Source organism: Lelliottia nimipressuralis (genome assembly GCF_004115925.1).
Taxonomy (GTDB): Bacteria; Pseudomonadota; Gammaproteobacteria; order Enterobacterales; family Enterobacteriaceae; genus Enterobacter; species Enterobacter nimipressuralis.
This window is the reverse complement of sequence record NZ_SDDX01000008.1, coordinates 476,278-495,641: the sequence shown is the minus strand read 5'-3', so window position 1 is coordinate 495,641 and position 19,364 is coordinate 476,278. Positions and strand designations below refer to the sequence as shown.

Annotated in this window: 17 protein-coding genes and 1 riboswitch; of the genes, 10 read left to right on the top strand and 7 right to left on the bottom strand. The window is 56.4% G+C overall.

Annotated elements, in window-relative coordinates:
* Positions 1-4: 4 nt before the first annotated feature.
* On the bottom strand, positions 5-1,246 hold the full coding sequence (locus ETG88_RS08610) for a multifunctional CCA addition/repair protein (protein ID WP_107702818.1): 1,242 nt from the start codon (positions 1,244-1,246) through the stop codon (positions 5-7).
* Between the two features lie 61 nt (positions 1,247-1,307).
* Positions 1,308-1,928: a TIGR04211 family SH3 domain-containing protein gene (locus ETG88_RS08605; RefSeq protein ID WP_100780817.1), complete on the bottom strand. Its 621-nt coding sequence runs from the start codon at positions 1,926-1,928 to the stop codon at positions 1,308-1,310.
* A gap of 229 nt (positions 1,929-2,157) precedes the next feature.
* On the opposite strand from ETG88_RS08605, the gene ETG88_RS08600 reads away from it, so the two are divergent.
* The 3 genes from ETG88_RS08600 to hldE are packed head-to-tail and all read left to right on the top strand — an operon-like array spanning position 2,158 to position 7,806.
* Entirely contained in the window at positions 2,158-3,459 is a 1,302-nt protein-coding gene (locus ETG88_RS08600) for a CYTH domain-containing protein (RefSeq protein WP_100778885.1), read from the top strand.
* A gap of 20 nt (positions 3,460-3,479) precedes the next feature.
* Entirely contained in the window at positions 3,480-6,335 is a 2,856-nt protein-coding gene (gene glnE, locus ETG88_RS08595; RefSeq protein ID WP_123428406.1) for a bifunctional [glutamate--ammonia ligase]-adenylyl-L-tyrosine phosphorylase/[glutamate--ammonia-ligase] adenylyltransferase, read from the top strand.
* A gap of 40 nt (positions 6,336-6,375) precedes the next feature.
* Positions 6,376-7,806 (top strand): bifunctional D-glycero-beta-D-manno-heptose-7-phosphate kinase/D-glycero-beta-D-manno-heptose 1-phosphate adenylyltransferase HldE, encoded by a 1,431-nt coding sequence (gene hldE, locus ETG88_RS08590; RefSeq protein ID WP_129035175.1) that lies wholly within the window; start codon positions 6,376-6,378, stop codon positions 7,804-7,806.
* Positions 7,807-7,945: 139 nt separating this feature from the next.
* On the opposite strand, the gene ubiK is transcribed toward hldE, so the two are convergent.
* Positions 7,946-8,239 (bottom strand): ubiquinone biosynthesis accessory factor UbiK, encoded by a 294-nt coding sequence (gene ubiK / locus ETG88_RS08585; RefSeq protein ID WP_095283407.1) that lies wholly within the window; start codon positions 8,237-8,239, stop codon positions 7,946-7,948.
* 237 nt (positions 8,240-8,476) lie between these two features.
* Positions 8,477-8,627, top strand: a riboswitch (FMN riboswitch).
* A gap of 105 nt (positions 8,628-8,732) precedes the next feature.
* Here ubiK and ribB point away from each other — a divergent pair.
* Complete coding sequence (gene ribB / locus ETG88_RS08580) at positions 8,733-9,386, top strand: 3,4-dihydroxy-2-butanone-4-phosphate synthase (protein WP_095283406.1); 654 nt, start codon at positions 8,733-8,735, stop codon at positions 9,384-9,386.
* A 31-nt stretch (positions 9,387-9,417) separates the two neighbouring features.
* Here the strand turns inward: ribB and zupT are convergent, their stop codons facing one another.
* Positions 9,418-10,191, bottom strand: coding sequence for a zinc transporter ZupT (gene zupT, locus ETG88_RS08575; protein WP_100778889.1), 774 nt, complete (start codon positions 10,189-10,191; stop codon positions 9,418-9,420).
* Between the two features lie 196 nt (positions 10,192-10,387).
* Here zupT and ygiD point away from each other — a divergent pair, with 196 nt between their 5' ends.
* Positions 10,388-11,176, top strand: a complete 789-nt coding sequence (gene ygiD, locus ETG88_RS08570) for a 4,5-DOPA-extradiol-dioxygenase (protein ID WP_102104790.1) — start codon at positions 10,388-10,390, stop codon at positions 11,174-11,176.
* Between the two features lie 90 nt (positions 11,177-11,266).
* Here the strand turns inward: ygiD and ETG88_RS08565 are convergent, their stop codons facing one another.
* The 3 genes from ETG88_RS08565 to tolC form a co-directional block, all read right to left on the bottom strand.
* Complete coding sequence (locus ETG88_RS08565) at positions 11,267-12,427, bottom strand: glutathionylspermidine synthase family protein (protein WP_100778891.1); 1,161 nt, start codon at positions 12,425-12,427, stop codon at positions 11,267-11,269.
* Positions 12,428-12,429: 2 nt separating this feature from the next.
* Positions 12,430-13,095: a DUF1190 family protein gene (locus ETG88_RS08560; RefSeq protein WP_129035174.1), complete on the bottom strand. Its 666-nt coding sequence runs from the start codon at positions 13,093-13,095 to the stop codon at positions 12,430-12,432.
* Between the two features lie 159 nt (positions 13,096-13,254).
* Positions 13,255-14,733 carry an outer membrane channel protein TolC gene (gene tolC / locus ETG88_RS08555; RefSeq protein ID WP_123428410.1) on the bottom strand — a complete coding sequence of 493 codons (1,479 nt, stop codon included), beginning with the start codon at positions 14,731-14,733 and terminating at the stop codon, positions 13,255-13,257.
* A gap of 202 nt (positions 14,734-14,935) precedes the next feature.
* Between tolC and nudF the strand changes: the two genes are divergently transcribed.
* Genes nudF through parE form a run of 5 tightly spaced genes read left to right on the top strand, consistent with a single transcriptional unit; the run spans position 14,936 to position 19,343 of the window.
* Entirely contained in the window at positions 14,936-15,568 is a 633-nt protein-coding gene (gene nudF / locus ETG88_RS08550; RefSeq protein WP_100778894.1) for an ADP-ribose diphosphatase, read from the top strand.
* Positions 15,565-15,987, top strand: coding sequence for a DUF1249 family protein (locus ETG88_RS08545; protein WP_102104786.1), 423 nt, complete (start codon positions 15,565-15,567; stop codon positions 15,985-15,987). The genes nudF and ETG88_RS08545 overlap by 4 nt, the downstream gene beginning before the upstream one ends.
* A 27-nt stretch (positions 15,988-16,014) precedes the next feature.
* Positions 16,015-16,842 (top strand): 3',5'-cyclic-AMP phosphodiesterase, encoded by an 828-nt coding sequence (gene cpdA, locus ETG88_RS08540; protein ID WP_100778895.1) that lies wholly within the window; start codon positions 16,015-16,017, stop codon positions 16,840-16,842.
* Positions 16,842-17,423 (top strand): esterase YqiA, encoded by a 582-nt coding sequence (gene yqiA, locus ETG88_RS08535; RefSeq protein WP_102104785.1) that lies wholly within the window; start codon positions 16,842-16,844, stop codon positions 17,421-17,423. The genes cpdA and yqiA overlap by 1 nt, the downstream gene beginning before the upstream one ends.
* Before the next feature lie 27 nt (positions 17,424-17,450).
* Positions 17,451-19,343 carry a DNA topoisomerase IV subunit B gene (gene parE / locus ETG88_RS08530; protein ID WP_129035173.1) on the top strand — a complete coding sequence of 631 codons (1,893 nt, stop codon included), beginning with the start codon at positions 17,451-17,453 and terminating at the stop codon, positions 19,341-19,343.
* Positions 19,344-19,364: the final 21 nt, after the last annotated feature.

The window sequence follows — 19,364 nt, the reverse complement described above, 5'->3', positions numbered from 1 at the left end:
GCCCTCAGTCTTTTGGCTGAGGGCAACGCGTTTCCTTCCAGTCCGTTACCGCCTGAATCCGCCGTTTCGTTAACTCGTCGCGGATTGCCGGGCCTTTAAATCCGGCTTCAACCACGTCTTTCGTCGGCACCGCTCTGGCGATCTCCCACGCTTCGCGCAGCAAACGTCCTTGCGGATAGTCGCAGGCTTCAAAGCCGGTGCGCCCACGTACGTCTGCTTCGCTGGTCAGAGCGATCTGCTCGACGCGCTGCGGTTTTCGCCATGCATCAATGCTGTCGAACAGCTTCACGATGGTGGCCGGTTTGAGGATCGGGAAGGTGTGGATCAGGTCGTGGAATTCAGCGACCAGCTTCGCCAGATCGCGGATCTCATTGGGCACGCGCAGGCGCTGGCAAATATTGTCTACCAGTTTGACGCCCGCCGGGCCGTGCCCGTGATGGCGCGGCCAGAGCGCTTTCGGCGTTAATCCTTTGCCCAGATCGTGACAGAGCGTCGCGAAACGCACATCCACGTCCGGGCTGAGCATCGCCGCCATGCTTAACGTCATCAGGGTATGAACGCCGGTATCGATTTCCGGATGCCATTTCGCCGGAGCCGGGACGCCAAACAGGGCGTCGATTTCCGGGAACAGCACCTTCAGCGCGCCGCAATCACGGAGCACCTGGAAAAAGACCTGCGGATTGCGGGTAGTAAGGGCGTTCTCCGTCTCTTTCCAGACGCGTTCCGGCGTGAGATGTTCCAGCTCGCCCGCGTCGGTCATGGCGGTCATTAAGGCCATGGTTTCGTCGGCGATGCGGAAGCTCAGATGGGCATAACGGGCAGCGAAGCGCGCCACGCGCAGGACGCGCAGCGGATCTTCAGAGAAGGCCGGGGAGACGTGGCGTAAAATTCGGTTGTGCAGATCGTTCTGGCCGCCGTAGGCGTCGACGATATGACCGTCGTCGTCCTGCGCCAGGGCGTTAATCGTCAGATCGCGGCGCAGCAGATCCTGCTCGAGCGTAACGTCCGGCGCGGCATAGCAGGTAAAACCGGTGTAACCAAAACCGGCTTTGCGCTCCGTGCGTGCCAGGGCGTACTCTTCGCGGCTTTTAGGGTGAAGAAACACAGGGAAATCGCGGCCTACCTGCTGGTAGCCCGCGTTAAGCATCTCTTCTGGCGTGGCGCCCACCACGACCCAGTCTTTATCTTTGACCGGCAGACCTAACAACGCATCACGAACCGCACCACCGACCAGATAAATCTTCACGCCGTAAACTCCCCAATTCTCTTTTCACCTGATAATACGTAAGTATGGTGAATAAGACGAATTAGTTCATCCAGCGATCTTTACGTTTACGGCTTGGGATCAGATGTGGCAGAACCAGACCGAGTACCAGACCTACGCCCAGCACGCCGCCGCCATACATAAACCACTGCATGATGATGGTGCGCTGTTTGTCATCGAGCTGCAGATTGGCGGCGCTCACTTTTTTCTGCGCCACAATCAGCTCGTTTTTAAGCTTCTGGTTCTCTTCTTTCAGGCCGTTGATCACGCTGTCACTCTGGGCCACTTTCTGCTGCATTTCAGCCGTGCGCTGGTTCCAGGTGGTGTCGATATTGGTCAGCTTATCGGTCAGGGTTTTCACCTGATTTTCCAGATCCGGCACGCGGGTGCGCAGGCTCGGCACGGTGCTCAGCTCTTTCAGCGGGATCCACGACGTACGGCCGGTACTGTCGCGCACCTGACCGTAGTTACTGTCCTGATTTGTTTGTAACAGAACCACTTCCTCGCCGGCATTCACCGTACCCACGAGGCGATAATTATCTCCAGGGCCGCTACGTACCCAGGTGTTCAATTCGTCGGAAACATAACGTTTCTCTTCAGCGTGGACCGCAGTCGCGGCGCTGAAAGCAAGTAAAGTCAGTCCAATCAGGCGTAATTTAAGCATCATTAGTCGTTATTTTCATAAAAAGTGGAACGATAGTAGTGGCAACAGTGTCTCCACGCAAAGCATTCGTCAGCAATCGGAATCATCTGTGTCACGGCTTCAGACTTTTACACCCCTCAAATTGCTCATTGCGTGGCAATTTGGCGCAAAATACTATGTACTGACAAACAAATGGCGAGGAAGTTCGCCTTCATTGACGCGGCTGTGACGCAACCGAAAGTACAGGGCTATGGCACAAGAGATCGAATTAAAATTTATCGTCGAAACGGGCAGCGTTGATGCGCTGCGTAACCATCTGAATCAGCTGACCAGCGAGCACCACGAGCCGGTGCAACTCCTCAATATCTATTACGAAACGGCGGATAACTGGCTGCGTCGTCACGATATGGGGCTGCGCATCCGTGGTGCGAACGGGCGCTATGAAATGACGATGAAAATTGCCGGGCGTGTGGTGGGCGGTTTGCATCAGCGTCCTGAATACAATATCGACATTGAAAAGCCAGAACTTGAGCTGAATCGTCTTCCGGCAGAAGTCTGGCCGAACGGTGAACTGCCGGACGGGCTGTCAGCGCAGGTTCAGCCGCTGTTCAGCACCGATTTCTGGCGTGAAAAATGGCTGGTGAACGAAGGCAAAAGCCGCATCGAAATTGCCCTCGATCGGGGCGAAGTGAAAGCGGGCGAGTTCCAGGAACCGATTTGCGAGCTGGAGCTTGAACTGCTGGAAGGCAGCGCTGACGACGTGCTCAAACTGGCACGTAAGCTGGTGGGCCAGTCGGGGCTGCGTCAGGGCAGCCTGAGCAAGGCCGCGCGAGGCTACCATCTGGCGGCGGGAAATGCGCCGCGTCAGGTGAAAGCCACCACCATCCTGCACGTGGCACCCAAGTCCAGCGTTGAGCAGGGTCTGGAAGCCTCGCTGGAGCTGGCCCTGAGCCAGTGGCAGTACCACGAGGAGCTGTGGATACACGGTGTGAGCGACGCGAAGAAACATGTGATTGCGGCGATGGGCCTGGTTCGCAGTACCCTGACGCTGTTTGGCGGCGTCGTACCACGTAAAGCGAGCACTCACTTACGTGATTTCCTGACCCAGACCGAAACGCTGATGGCCACTGATGTTTCTGCCGAAACGGCGGTCTACAGCCCGCAAACCGCGGCTGCCAAACTGGCGTTGACGGAATTCCTGGTGACGCGCGGCTGGCAGCGTTTTCTGGATGATAAAACCCAGAAGAAAATCGCCGAGTCGTTTAAGCGTTTTGCGGATACCCATTTGTCCCGCAGCAACTCCGAGCTGAAAACCATTTTTGACCGCCCGCTGGGCGATCAGTACAGCGATCAGCTGGTACGTCTGAACCGTGATATCGACAGCGTTCTGCTGCTATCGGGAAGTTACGATGGGCCGAAAGCGCAGGCGTGGCTGGAGAACTGGCAGGGGCTTCGCCATGCCATAGAGACGCGCCAGCGTATTGAAATTGAACATTTCCGTAACGAGGCTATTTCGCAAGAGCCGTTCTGGCTGCACAGCGGAAAACGTTAACTCAGGCAAGGAACCCCATGATGCCGCTTTCTTCACAGCTTCAGCAGCACTGGCAGACGGTTTGTGCGCGTCTGCCGGAGTCATTACCCGCCGCCTCACTGAGTGAGCAGGCGCAGCAAGTGCTTACTTTTAGTGATTTTGTGCAGGAGAGCATTACCGCGAATCCTGACTGGCTGGCTGAACTGGAAGCGGCACCGCCGCAGGCCGACGAATGGCAGCACTACGCTCAGTGGCTGAGCGACGCGCTGGCAGAGGTGGCAGACGAGCCGACGCTGATGCGCGTTTTACGCCAGTTCCGCCGTCGCGTGATGGTGCGTATCGCCTGGGCGCAGTCGCTGGCGCTGGTGAGCGAAGAGAGCACTCTGCAGCAGCTGAGCTGTCTGGCGGAAACGCTGATTGTCGCCGCGCGCGACTGGCTGTACGACGCCTGCTGCAAAGAGTGGGGCACGCCGTGCAGTGAAGAGGGCACGCCGCAGCCGCTGATGATTTTAGGCATGGGGAAACTGGGCGGCGGTGAGCTGAATTTCTCGTCGGATATCGACCTGATCTTCGCCTGGCCGGAAAAGGGCGCGACCCGTGGGGGCCGCCGCGAACTGGATAACGCGCAGTTCTTCACCCGTCTCGGCCAGCGGCTGATCAAAGCTCTGGATCAGCCAACCCAGGACGGTTTCGTCTATCGCGTGGATATGCGCCTTCGCCCGTTCGGTGATAGCGGCCCGCTGGTGCTGAGCTTTGCCGCGCTGGAAGATTATTACCAGGAGCAGGGGCGCGACTGGGAGCGCTACGCGATGGTCAAAGCACGGATCATGGGCGACAAAGACGACATCTACGCCAGCGAATTGCGCGCCATGCTGCGCCCGTTCGTGTTCCGCCGCTATATCGATTTCAGCGTCATTCAGTCCCTGCGTAATATGAAAGGGATGATTGCCCGCGAGGTGCGCCGCCGGGGCCTGAAAGACAACATCAAGCTCGGCGCGGGCGGTATCCGGGAAATCGAATTTATCGTGCAGGTGTTCCAGCTGATTCGCGGTGGGCGTGAGCCGTCCCTGCAGTCCCGCTCGCTGCTGCCGACGCTGAACGCCATCGAACAGCTGCATCTGCTGCCGGAGGGTGACGCCCAGACTCTGCACGATGCCTATCTTTATCTGCGTCGTCTCGAAAACCTGCTGCAAAGCATCAATGACGAACAGACCCAGACGCTGCCGGGCGACGATCTGAACCGCGCGCGGCTGGCCTGGGGCATGCGCGTTGATGACTGGCAGGGGCTGACGGAGACGCTGGACGCCCATATGGCGGGCGTTCGACGCATTTTTAACGATTTGATTGGGGATGACGAGAGCGAATCGCCGGACGATACGCTGTCCGAACACTGGCGCGAGCTGTGGCAGGATGCGCTGCAGGAAGATGACACCACGCCGGTGCTGGCGCATTTGAGCGACGACGACCGTCATCGCGTGGTGGCGCTGATCGCCGATTTCCGCATGGAGATGAACAAACGCGCCATCGGCCCGCGCGGACGGCAGGTGCTTGACCACCTGATGCCGCACCTGCTAAGCAACGTCTGCTCGCGGGCGGATGCGCCGATTCCGTTGTCGCGCCTGACGCCGCTGCTCACCGGCATCATCACCCGCACGACCTATCTTGAGCTGCTGAGTGAATTCCCCGGTGCGCTCAAACATTTAATTTCACTCTGCGCCGCATCGCCGATGGTGGCGAGCAAACTGGCGCGCTATCCGCTGCTGCTGGATGAGCTGCTTGACCCTAACACCCTCTATCAACCGACAGCGATGGATGCGTATCGCGACGAACTGCGGCAGTATCTGCTGCGGGTTCCGGAAGAGGACGAAGAGCAACAGCTCGAAGCGCTGCGGCAGTTTAAACAGGCGCAGATGCTGCGCGTGGCGGCGGCCGATATCGCGGGCACCCTGCCGGTGATGAAAGTCAGCGACCATTTAACCTGGCTGGCGGAAGCGATCATCGACGCGGTAGTCCAGCAGGCCTGGAGCCAAATGGTGGTGCGCTACGGTCAGCCAAAACATCTGGCTGATCGCGAAGGACGGGGTTTTGCCGTGGTCGGCTACGGCAAACTGGGCGGCTGGGAGCTGGGCTACAGCTCCGATCTGGATTTAATTTTCCTGCACGATTGCCCGGTGGATGTCATGACTGATGGCGACCGCGAAATCGACGGGCGTCAGTTTTACCTGCGTCTGGCGCAGCGCATTATGCACCTCTTCAGCACCCGCACCTCCTCCGGGATTTTGTACGAAGTGGATGCGCGCCTGCGCCCGTCCGGCGCGGCGGGGATGCTGGTCACGTCTACCGAGTCGTTTGCGGATTATCAGCAAAACGAAGCCTGGACGTGGGAGCATCAGGCGCTGGTGCGTGCCCGCGTGGTGTACGGCGATCCGCAGCTGAAAACGCAGTTCGACGCCATTCGCCGTGATGTGCTTACCGCAACGCGTGAGGGCGAAACCCTGCAAACCGAAGTACGAGAGATGCGCGAGAAGATGCGCGCCCATCTCGGTAACAAGCATCGCGATCGCTTTGATATCAAAGCCGATGAGGGGGGGATCACCGATATCGAGTTTATTACTCAGTATCTGGTGCTTCGTCATGCGCACGACAAGCCGAAGCTGACACGCTGGTCTGATAACGTGCGCATTCTGGAACTGCTGGCGCAAAACGACATTATGGATGAGCAAGAAGCGCAGGCGTTAACCCACGCCTACACCACGCTTCGCGATGAATTGCATCATCTGGCGTTACAGGAACAGCCGGGCCATGTGGCGGCGGAATGTTTCAGCATTGAGCGAGAACGCGTTCGAACCAGCTGGCAGAAGTGGCTGGTGGAACCGTGCGTAACAAAACAAGTGTGATATTATCGCGCGCAAATTGTGAATCTTTCTGGAGTCAGGAATGAAAGTAACACTGCCAGAGTTTGAACGTGCTGGAGTTATGGTTGTCGGTGATGTGATGCTGGACCGCTACTGGTACGGGCCGACAAGCCGCATCTCCCCGGAAGCACCGGTCCCGGTCGTCAAGGTCGATACCATTGAAGAGCGTCCCGGCGGCGCGGCAAACGTGGCGATGAATATTGCTTCTCTCGGCGCGCATTCGCGTCTGGTAGGGCTGACCGGCATTGACGATGCGGCACGCGCGCTCAGCAAAACGCTGGCCGACGTGAACGTGAAGTGTGATTTCGTTTCTGTGCCAACGCATCCAACCATCACCAAACTGCGCGTGCTGTCCCGCAACCAGCAGCTGATCCGCCTCGACTTCGAAGAAGGTTTTGAAGGTGTTGATCCTGAGCCGCTACACGAGCGTATCGCGCAGGCGCTGGGCAATATCGGCGCACTGGTGCTGTCTGACTACGCCAAAGGTGCGCTCGCCAGCGTACAGCAGATGATTCAGCTGGCGCGTAAAGCGGGTGTGCCGGTGCTGATCGACCCGAAAGGGACCGATTTTGAACGCTATCGCGGCGCGACGCTGCTGACGCCTAACCTCTCCGAATTTGAAGCGGTGGCAGGCAAGTGCAAAAACGAAGAAGAGATCGTGGAGCGCGGGATGAAAATCATCGCCGATTTCGACTTCTCCGCTCTGCTGGTGACCCGCTCTGAGCAGGGTATGACGCTGCTGCAGCCGGGCAAAGCGCCGCTGCATATGCCGACGCAGGCGCAGGAAGTGTACGACGTGACCGGTGCAGGCGATACGGTGATTGGCGTGCTGGCGGCGACGCTGGCGGCGGGCAATTCACTGGAAGAGGCTTGCTACTTTGCCAACGCGGCGGCAGGCGTCGTGGTCGGTAAACTGGGGACGTCTACCGTTTCGCCGATCGAGCTGGAAAATGCGGTACGCGGACGTGCGGATACCGGTTTTGGCGTGATGAGCGAAGACGAACTGAAAACTGCGGTGGCTGCGGCGCGCAAGCGCGGCGAGAAAGTGGTCATGACCAACGGCGTCTTCGACATTCTGCACGCCGGCCACGTTTCGTATCTGGCGAATGCGCGTAAGCTTGGCGATCGTCTGATTGTCGCGGTGAACAGCGATGCGTCTACCAAACGTCTGAAGGGTGAAACGCGTCCGGTGAACCCACTGGAGCAGCGCATGATTGTGCTCGGCGCGCTGGAAGCGGTCGACTGGGTGGTCTCTTTTGAAGAAGACACGCCACGGCGTCTGATTGCTGGCATTCTGCCGGATCTGCTGGTGAAGGGCGGCGACTATAAGCCGGAGCAGATTGCGGGGAGTGAAGAGGTCTGGGCCAACGGCGGCGAAGTGATGGTACTCAATTTTGAGGACGGGTGTTCCACCACCAACATCATTAAGAAGATCCAGAAAGACAGCCAGTAAAATGGGATTGGTGCGGGCTGATGCTCTCACTTAACCTTCTCCACAGTGAGAGGGTGCAAATACAAAAAACGGCAACTGAGGTTGCCGTTTTTTTTTCCGATTTGCAGGCCGGGGAAGGCGCAGGCGCCACCCGGCTTTTTTATGCTTGGTCGACGGGCGGAATCGCCGGTGCCGGTTTCACTTCTGCGGGCTGGCTGCGGTTTTCCAGCTCGGTCAGGCGTTGCTCCAGCAGCGCCAGCTTTTCGCGGGTGCGCAGCAGCACTTGCGTCTGCACGTCGAACTCTTCACGGCTCACCAGATCAAGACGCGTCAGCTGCGACTGCAGCACCTGGCGGATTTTCTTCTCGACGTCATCGCCAAACTCACGAATACCTTTCGGCATAGATTCATGAACCTGACGGGCAATTTGTTCAATTTTTTTCGGGTCAATCATGGTCGTTTCCCTTGATCAGAAGGTGTTAGCGAACATTGTAGCGCGTTACCCGCGATCTTTTGCACAAAATCATTTGCGATGCGGTAAGCGTGAAATCCACCCAAAGTCACGTTAACGATGTGAACGGGGGTTGAGGGGGCCGTCGACGCAAAGGCAATTTGGATAATGAAATGCAAATCCAGAATTGTTTGATGCTTATGCATTGCCCAGCATAATCAATAGCGTTATAGTTATCTCGCTTATTCTCAGGGCGGGGCGAAATTCCCCACCGGCGGTAAATCAGCCTTGCGCTGAAAGCCCGCGAGCGCTTTGGGTGAAAACTCAAAGGTCAGCAGATCCGGTGTAATTCCGGAGCCGACGGTTAGAGTCCGGATGGGAGAGAGTAACGATCAAGCCGGGCAAGGCCCGCTCACGTTATTTTTTTACCGCTTACGCGGTGCTCCTAAGACTGCCCTGATTCTGGTAACCATAATTTTAATGAGGTTTTTTTACCATGAATCAGACGCTACTTTCCGCTTTTGGCACCTCTACTGACCGTGTAGAGCTTGCTCTTACCGCACTCCGTGAACATCGCGGTGTGATGGTTCTCGATGATGAAGACCGTGAAAACGAAGGCGATATGATTTTCGCCGCTGAAACCATGACCGTTGAACAGATGGCGCTGACCATTCGTCACGGCAGTGGCATCGTGTGTCTTTGTCTGACCGACGAACGTCGTAAACAGCTCGATCTGCCGATGATGGTCGAAAACAACACCAGCGCATTCGGTACCGGTTTTACCGTCACCATCGAAGCCGCGCACGGTGTGACCACCGGCGTTTCTGCTGCTGACCGCCTGACGACCGTGCGTGCTGCCACCGCGGATAATGCTAAGCCATCAGACCTGAACCGTCCTGGCCACGTTTTCCCACTGCGCGCGCAGCCGGGCGGCGTGTTGACGCGCGGCGGCCACACTGAAGCGACCATCGATCTGGTGACGCTGGCAGGTTTTAAATCTGCGGGTGTGCTGTGTGAACTGACCAACGATGACGGCACCATGGCCCGCGCGCCAGAGTGCATCGAGTTTGCGAAGAAACACAATATGGCTGTGGTGACCATCGAAGATCTGGTGGCCTACCGCCAGGCGCATGAACGTAAAGCCAGCTAAATAAAAAACGCCGGGTTATCCCGGCGTTTTTTTATCCAATTCCTGCTGTTTGTAGCAGTACCAGACTTAATCCCATCACCGACATTCCACATAGCACGCCGTAGCTGGGGTTATTGTTAGGGTCGATCTCTTTCGCCAGCGGCATCAGTTCGTCTACGGACAGCGCGACCATAATCCCCGCCACCGCAGCCATAATTGCGGCCATTACCACCGGGGAGATCATGCTGCCAAGAATCAGCCACGCCAGCACGCCGCCTAATATCTCTGCCAGACCCGAAATCCCGGCCCAAAAGACCGCCGTGCGTTTTGAGCCTGTCGCAGCATAAACCGGGCCAGCGACGGCCAGTCCTTCAGGAATATTGTGCAACGCCACCGCCAGCGCAATCCCAAAGCCCAGTTCAAGGTTATTGCTCGCCGTCACGTAAGTGGCGACACCTTCAGGGAAGTTGTGCAGACTGATGCCGAGGGTGAGCAAAATGGCCGTGCGTTTGATGTTGCCGTGCGACGGTTTGACGCTTTTCTGCATCAGATCCTGCGGATGCGCATGGGGTAACATCCGGTCGAGACCGAAATACCCCAGCAGGCCCACGACGAACATGCCGTAGCCGAGAACCGGCGACATCCCTTCGGTGCCGAGTGCCGCAGGCAGCATCTCCATCAGGGAGATCAGCAGCATAATCCCGGCGGCAAATCCGAGAGAAAACGCCAGCACGCGGTTCGAAGGCTTCTGTCCGAGCACGCCAAGAATGGCACCGATGAAGGTGGCGGCACCCGCAAGTATCGTCAGAATCAAGGGTACTGACATTCAATGCTCCTTATGATAATGATTCTCATTAATGTTAATGACTAATCTGCCGCAAAGCGAGAGGACATTTCCGGCTTTACATATTTCTTACATTCAAATTTTCTGAAGATCTTCATCACGCTTATCTGAGTTCTTGTTGTGCAGATAGCGGGTAATGTAGTGACATTAAATAAACACCCTATGTAAGGATATCACCATGACTTCTTCTCGTATGCCAGCACTGTTTTTGGGCCACGGTAGTCCGATGAACGTTCTGGAAGATAACGTCTATACGCGTGCCTGGCGTCACCTGGGCGAGACGTTGCCGCGTCCGAAGGCCATCGTGGTGATCTCTGCACACTGGTTTACGCGCGGCACCGGCGTCACGGCCATGGAAGCACCGAAAACCATTCATGATTTTGGTGGCTTCCCGCAGGCGCTGTATGACACCCATTACCCTGCACCGGGTTCACCAGCGTTGGCACAACAGCTGGTGGAGTTGCTGGCGCCTGTTCCGGTGACGCTGGATAAAGAGGCCTGGGGCTTTGACCACGGCTCCTGGGGCGTGCTGATCAAAATGTATCCGGACGCCGATATCCCCATGGTGCAGCTGAGTATCGACAGCACTAAACCGGCGGCGTGGCACCTTGAGATCGGTCGCAAGCTGGCAAAACTGCGCGATGAAGGCATCATGCTGGTGGCGAGCGGTAACGTGGTGCATAACCTGCGCACTGCCCGCTGGCACGGTGAAAACACGCCATACCCATGGGCGACGTCGTTCAATGATTTTGTAAAAGCCAATCTCACCTGGCAAGGACCTGCGGAAGAACATCCGCTGGTGAACTATCTGGATCACGAGGGCGGTTCGCTCTCTAATCCAACGGCGGAGCACTTCCTGCCGCTGCTGTACGTGCTGGGCGCGTGGGACGGCAGTGAACCGGTGACCGTGCCGGTGGAGGGGATCGAGATGGGCAGTTTGAGTATGCTGTCGGTGCAAATTGGCTAACGAAAAGCCCGGTAGCGCTATGCTTACCGGGCTTCAGGTTCGTGCGATTTTGCAGGCCGGGTAAGGCGAAGCCACTACCCGGCAAACCCATCACTCCACAAAAATATGCGGATAGAAGCGCGACAGATCCTGGGTGATCAACGCGCGATCTTCGCGAATCCCAATCCCCGCAGGCTGATCGTTGATAAGCCAGCTGCCAATCAGCACATAGCTGTCGCCAAATTTCGGCAGCGGATAGAACTCCTGCACGATCATCCCTTCTTCGCCGTATGGGCCTTCCGCCGCTTCGAGGGTTTTGCCGTTTTCAATAATGGAAACGTTCGCCCCTTCGCGGGAGAAGATCGGCTTAATGACGTATTTATCCATCGGCGGATAATCATCTTCGGCGAAATACGCAGGCAGCAAGTTAGGGTGATTCGGGAACATCTCCCACAGCATCGGCAGCAGCGCTTTGTTAGAGATAATGCTCTTCCAGGCCGGTTCCAGCCAGCGTACGCCCGCGTCTTCCAGCTTGGTGGAGAACACTTCACGCAGCATGTATTCCCACGGATAGAGCTTGAACAGGTTGCTAATCACCTGGTCCTGCGTATCCGTAAACTGGCCGCGCTCGCCTAAACCGATATCTTCGATATACAGGAACTCAGTCGCCACTTCCGCTTCGGCTGCGCAGTCCTGCAGATACTGCACGGTCCCGCGATCTTCAACGGTATCGCGACAGCAGGCCAGATGCAGATAATTAAATCCGTGCTGCTCGCGCAGTTCAGCGAAGCGCTCGATTAATTTTTCCTGCAAGGAGTTGAACTGATCGCTGCCTTCCGGCAGGTTGCCCGCCGCCGCCTGATCTTCAAGCCAGATCCACTGGAAGAACGCCGCTTCGTACAGCGAGGTCGGCGTATCGGCGTTATTTTCCAGCAGCTTAGGATCGCCTACGCCGTCCCACGCCAGATCGAGGCGTGAATAGAGTGAAGGCTGGTGGGTCTGCCAGGCGTGACGTACAAAACCCCAGGTATGCTTTGGAATGCGGAATTTGGTCATCAGCTCATCGCTGGCAACCACCTTTTCCACCACCTTGAGGCACATCTGGTGCAGTTCGGCTGTCACCTCTTCCAGTTTTTCGACCTGGGCGAGGGTGAGCTTGTAATAGGCATCTTCACACCAGTACGGTTCGCCGTACATGGTGTGGAAGTTGAAACCATATTCGGTGGCTTTTTCGCGCCAGTCCGGGCGCTCGACAATACTGACTCGTTCCATTATCAGCCGCCCATTGAGCGAGTGGTGGAACCTGTCGCGCTACGCTGCATGGTCGCTTGTTTCGCCACGGAATCGCCAAAGCCGCCGCGCGTCACGGTGCTGGTGGTCGCAGGTTTTGGCGCCATCGCGGTTTTCGGAACCGTCATCGAACGGCCTGGCGTCGCCGCGCCGTAGTTTTTGCCGCTCGCATCGGTGTATTTACCGTAGGCCGGGCTGGACGGATTTTTGGAGCTGAACAGCGGCTGCTGCTGGAAGCCCATTCCACCGCCCATCATGCGGCCCATCATGTAACCTGCCATCAGCGGCATCCAGAAGCTGCCGCTGGACTGGGCCTGCGCCGGGTTTTCAGGTGCCATTCCAGCCTGAGCCGGTGCCTGCTGGCACTGACCTTCACCGAACTCGGCGATACAGTCTTCACGGGTGGCGTATTTCGGCGCGGTACGTTCTGCTTCTTTCAGAGCATTGTTATAGGCAGTGGTACATTCCGCGCTTTTACCGGTGGCTGACGAGCAGTCATCGGCATTCTGATACATCGATACTGTTTCATCGGATTGCTCACAGCCTGCCAGCATAAATACGGCGGTGAATGCCAGGGCTACAGGGGTGAGATGGCGTGCGTTCCAGTTTTTGCGGAACGAAGCGTGATTAATCGTTTTTGTCCGTTTCATTTTGTCTTCCAGGACCCAGTGGTAGAACGAAGTAAATAAGGCTCAGGATAGAGGATGAGTGGTCGAAAATGAAGCGCAGAGGGGGATTCAGGGGGATCTTTACGTTGGCTTACGTTCAAATGTGACCCTCTCCCGAAAGGGAGAGGGATTATTCAACAATTAGTTACGGAACGGGTTGTTTCCGGTGCTATTTGTTGTGGTGGTGCGAGCCGCGGCTGGCTCAGCGGCAGGGGCGGTGCTGTTGGCATTGTAGCCATCAGCGCTGGCGTCCTGCTGCGGGTTTTCAGGGGCAACGCTTTCAGGCGTTGTTGAAACCGGTTTACCCAGCGTGCTGTTCAGCATTTGCAGATCCTGCTCGTTCAGCGTACCCAGCGCGGATTTAATATTCAGCTGGTTAATCAGGTAATTATAACGAGCGCTGGAGAGCTGTTGCTTCGCGTTATACAGCGTGGTGGTCGCATCCAGCACATCAACGATGGTACGCGTACCGACGGAGTAACCTGCTTCCATCGCATCCAGGGAGCTTTGCGCAGACACAACGGCCTGTTTGTAAGCGTTGATGCTGCTGATGGAGGCGTTCACGTTGTTAAAGGAAGAACGAACGGTCTGAACCACATTGCGGTGCGCGCTTTCAAGCTGCTCGCTTGCGCCAACAAAGTTGTACTGTGCCTGTTTCACCTGAGAGTTCACCATGCCGCCCTGGTACAGAGGCAAAGAGAAGTTCAGGCCGATTTTGTTCTGTCCCTGGTTGCTGTCATCGAATTGGGTGGTGTTGGTTTTTGAGCCACTGTAGGTAGTATCAGAAACACCCGTCGATGCGGTCAGCCCCACGGTTGGCAGATGACCATCCTGCGCCTGGCGGATTTGCTCGCGCGCCAGATCCTGGCTCAGACGAGCCTGCAGCAGCGCCAGGTTACGGTTTTCAGCTTCTTTCAGCAGGGCGTTAACCGCCTGCGGTTTGTCAGTCTTGAAGTTATCAACGTTCAGAGACGCCAGCTCTGGGTAGTAATTGCCGGTCACCTGACGCAGAGATTCCAGTGCGTTGTCGAGGTTGTTACGGGCAGTCACTTCGTTCGCCAGCACGCTGTCGTACTGCGAACGGGCGTTCTGCACGTCAGTGATGGCGACCAGGCCCACGTTGAAACGCTGGGTGGTTTGGTCCAACTGACGGTAAATCGCCTGTTTCTGCGCTTCGGTGTAGGAGAGCGAGTCGATCGCGCTCAGTACGTTGAAGTAAGCGGTAGCGGTGTTCAGGATCAGCGTTTGCTGATCGGTCTGATAGGTTACGTCCTGAATACCGGCGCTCTTTTCCTGTAAGGAGAGGGCACGCCATTTGGACATATCAAACAAGGTCTGCGTTAATTGCAGTGAGGCGCTGGTGACATTGGAGTTCACACCGTTGTTGTCACGGAATCCATTGCTGTAGGTATAATCTGCACCTAAACCCAATTGCGGCAGCAGCGGGCTACGTGCTTCATTAATCTTTTCGAACGCAGCATCACGGTCGGCGGCTGACTTACGCAGCTCAGGGTTGCCCAGACGTGCTTGCTGATAAACCTGTAACAGGTTTTCTGCCTGGCTCATCGCGCTGAAGCCCGTCAGGCTCAGGCCGATAAGGATGGGGAGCAATTTCTTCATTTGCATTCCTTGTTGTGAAGCAGTATTAGCGCTGATCTAATTAAAAATAATTGCCGATTCTAACAGAATCATCCACGCCAAAAGGTTGGCGTTACGTGCCATCTGGCGGTAATTTGCACCAATCTATCATATAGCCTGTCAAACGGCAGCCAAACAGCCTTGAAATTCATGATTTCAACACAATTGTGACTAGGATATCGCCATGCAAAAACCAGATAAGTTGCCAGTGACGCTCTCTAAAAACGATGTAGAAATTATTGCACGGGAAACGCTTTATAGCGGTTTTTTTTCACTGGAACTTTACCGTTTTAGGCATCGCCTGTTTAACGGTGAAATGAGTGGCGAAGTTCGACGTGAAATTTTTGAGCGCGGGCATGCCGCAGTCTTGCTACCCTTTGACCCAGTGCGTGACGAAGTGGTATTGATTGAACAGATTCGAATTGCCGCGCTGGATACCAGCGAAAGCCCATGGCTGCTGGAGATCGTCGCGGGAATGATCGAAGAGGGCGAAACGCCGGAAGAGGTCGCCCGCCGCGAGGCGCAGGAAGAAGCCGGGCTGATTGTCGGCCGGACCAAACCGGTGCTGAGCTATCTGGCAAGCCCAGGTGGCACCACCGAGCGCTCTTCCATTCTGGTGGGTGAAGTGGACGCCACGACCGCACAAGGTATTCACGGTCTGGCAGATGAAAACGAAGATATTCGTGTTCATGTGGTGAGTCGGGAGCAGGCTTATCAATGGGTCAATGAGGGGAAAATCGACAACGCAGCGTCTGTCATCGCTTTGCAATGGCTACAGCTGCATTATCAAGACTTACGAAAAGAGTGGAAAAAATGAAGCGTTATACACCTGACTTCCCAGAAATGATGCGTCTGTGCGAGACCAACTTCGCACAATTACGTCGCCTTTTGCCGCGCACCGATGCGGCCGGCGAAACGGTGAGCTATCAGGTGAGCAATGCGCAATATCGATTAACGATTGTGGAATCCACTCGCTACACTACGCTGGTCGAGATTAAACAAACGGCGCCGTCCGTCAGCTACTGGAGCCTGCCGTCGATGACCGTCAGGCTTTATCACGACGCGATGGTGGCTGAAGTGTGTTCGAGTCAGCAGATCTTTCGCTTCAAAGCGCGATATGATTATCCTAATAAAAAGTTGCATCAACGCGACGAAAAGCATCAAATTAACCAGTTTTTAGCTGACTGGCTAAGATATTGTTTAGCACATGGAGCAATGGCGATTCCGGTTTGTTAGCGTCATAAACCTACCTAAGGACACCATTTGGAAAGCCTGTTGAACCTGACTGTTGCTGGTGGGGCGCCAGTCAGGATATTACAAATTACTGATACTCACCTGTTCGCCGAAAAGCATGAAACGCTGCTGGGTGTGAATACCTGGGAGAGTTATCAGGCTGTACTTGATGCCATTCACCTCGAAAACCGCGACTGTGATTTGATCGTTGCGACGGGGGATTTGGCACAGGATCAAAGCGCCGCGGCCTATCAGCATTTTGCTACAGGGATCGCGAGCTTCAGCGTGCCTTGCGTCTGGTTACCGGGTAATCATGACTTTCAGCCCGCCATGTACAGCGCGCTTCAGGACGCGGGTATTTCACCGGCCAAGCGTGTGTTCGTGGGCGATCACTGGCAAATTCTGCTGCTGGATACCCAGGTCTTTGGCGTGCCGCACGGCGAGCTGAGCGATTTCCAGCTGGAGTGGCTCGAAAGCAAACTCATTGACGCACCCGAACGCCATACCCTGCTGTTGCTGCATCACCATCCGCTCCCGGCGGGATGCAGCTGGCTCGATCAGCACAGCCTGCGCAACTCTGCCGCGCTCGACCGCGTGCTGTCGAAATATCCCCATGTGAACAATCTGCTGTGCGGACACATTCATCAGGAACAGGATCTCGACTGGAATGGCCGCCGTCTGCTGGCGACGCCGTCGACCTGTGTGCAGTTTAAACCGCACTGCGCCAACTTCACCTTAGATACCATCGCGCCGGGATGGCGCTGGCTGGAACTCCATGCGGATGGCCGGCTGACCACGGAAGTGTGTCGTCTGGAAGGGGCACAGTTCCGTCCTGACACTGCTTCAGAAGGATACTGATGTCTACGCTCCTTTATCTGCACGGGTTTAACAGCTCGCCGCGCTCCGCAAAGGCGACCCAGTTTCGCCAGTGGCTCAGCGAACATCATCCGCATATCGAGATGATTGTCCCGCAGCTGCCGCCGTATCCGGCGGATGCGGCAGAGATGCTGGAGTCCATCGTGATGGAACACGGCGGCGAATCCTTCGGCGTTGTCGGCTCGTCGCTCGGCGGCTATTACGCCACCTGGTTGTCCCAATGCTTTATGCTGCCAGCGGTCGTCGTCAACCCGGCGGTACGCCCGTTTGAGCTGTTGACGGACTTTCTCGGCCAGAACGAGAACCCCTACACCGGGCAGCAATATGTGCTAGAGTCTCGCCATATTTACGACCTCAAAGTGATGCAAATAGACCCGCTTGACGCGCCAGATCTCCTCTGGCTGCTGCAACAGACGGGTGATGAAGTGCTGGATTACCGCCAGGCGGTGGCGTATTACGCCTCTTGCCGCCAGACTGTAGAAGAAGGCGGAAACCATGCTTTCACGGACTTTGAGAATCATTTCACCCAGATTGTCGATTTTCTTGGGCTGCACAGCCTCTGACAACCAATGCGAATTGCTAGCTAAATCATGACGCAAACCTATAACGCTGATGCCATTGAGGTACTCACCGGGCTTGAGCCGGTTCGCCGCCGCCCTGGGATGTACACCGATACCACTCGCCCAAACCACCTGGGCCAGGAAGTTATTGATAACAGTGTGGACGAAGCGCTGGCAGGCCATGCCAAACGCATCGATGTGATCCTGCATGCCGACCAGTCCCTCGAAGTGATCGACGACGGGCGCGGTATGCCGGTCGATATTCACCCGGAAGAGGGTGTCCCTGCTGTTGAACTGATCCTTTGCCGTCTGCACGCGGGCGGTAAGTTCTCCAATAAAAACTACCAGTTCTCCGGCGGCCTGCACGGCGTTGGGATCTCCGTGGTCAACGCCCTCTCGAAGCGCGTGGAAGTGACCGTGCGCCGCGACGGCCAGGTCTACAACATCGCCTTTGAAAACGGCGATAAAGTTCAGGACCTGCAGGTCATCGGCACCTGCGGCAAACGCAATACCGGGACCAGCGTCCATTTCTGGCCCGACGAAAGCTTCTTCGACAGCCCACGTTTCTCCGTTTCGCGCTTAACGCACATTCTGAAAGCGAAAGCGGTGCTGTGCCCTGGCGTTGAAATTACCTTCAAAGACGAAGTGAACGGCAGCGAGCAGCGCTGGTGCTATCAGGATGGTCTGAACGACTATCTGGGCGAAGCGATTAACGGCCTGCCAACCCTGCCAGAAAAACCGTTCCTCGGTAACTTCTCCGGTGATACGGAAGCGGTCGACTGGGCGCTCATGTGGCTGCCCGAAGGCGGCGAGCTGCTGACAGAAAGCTACGTCAACCTGATCCCGACGATGCAGGGCGGTACGCACGTCAACGGTCTGCGTCAGGGTCTGCTGGATGCGATGCGTGAGTTTTGCGAATACCGCAATATCCTGCCGCGCGGCGTGAAGCTGTCGGCGGAAGATATCTGGGATCGCTGCGCGTATGTCCTGTCGGTCAAAATGCAGGACCCACAGTTTGCCGGTCAGACCAAAGAGCGTCTCTCTTCGCGCCAATGCGCGGCCTTTGTCTCCGGCGTGGTCAAAGACGCCTTCAGCCTGTGGCTGAACCAGAACATTCAGACGGCAGAAATGCTGGCTGAAATGGCGATTTCCAGCGCCCAGCGCCGTATGCGCGCGGCGAAGAAAGTGGTGCGTAAAAAGCTGACCAGCGGTCCGGCTCTGCCGGGTAAACTGGCCGACTGCACGGCGCAGGATTTGAATCGCACCGAACTGTTCCTCGTCGAAGGTGACTCGGCGGGCGGCTCAGCCAAACAGGCGCGCGACCGTGAATATCAGGCGATCATGCCGCTGAAGGGTAAGATCCTCAACACCTGGGAAGTCTCCTCCGATGAAGTACTGGCGTCTCAGGAGGTGCATGACATCTCGGTTGCGATTGGCATCGATCCGGACAGCGACGACTTAAGCCAGCTGCGTTACGGCAAGATCTGTATCCTCGCGGATGCGGACTCCGATGGTCTGCACATCGCCACGCTGCTGTGCGCCCTGTTTGTGAAACACTTCCGCGCGCTGGTGAAGAACGGTCACGTTCACGTTGCGCTGCCGCCGCTGTACCGTATCGACCTCGGCAAAGAGGTCTATTACGCCCTGACGGAAGAAGAGAAAGCGGGTGTGCTGGAGCAGCTGAAGCGCAAGAAAGGCAAACCTAACGTGCAGCGCTTTAAAGGGCTGGGCGAAATGAACCCGATGCAGCTGCGTGAAACCACGCTGGACCCTAATACTCGTCGTCTGGTGCAGCTGATTATCAGCGACGAAGACGAGCAGCAGACCAACGCAATGATGGATATGCTGTTAGCCAAGAAGCGTTCAGAAGACCGACGTAACTGGTTGCAGGAAAAAGGCGATATGGCGGATATTGAGGCCTGATGTCCTCATGCTGACTCACTC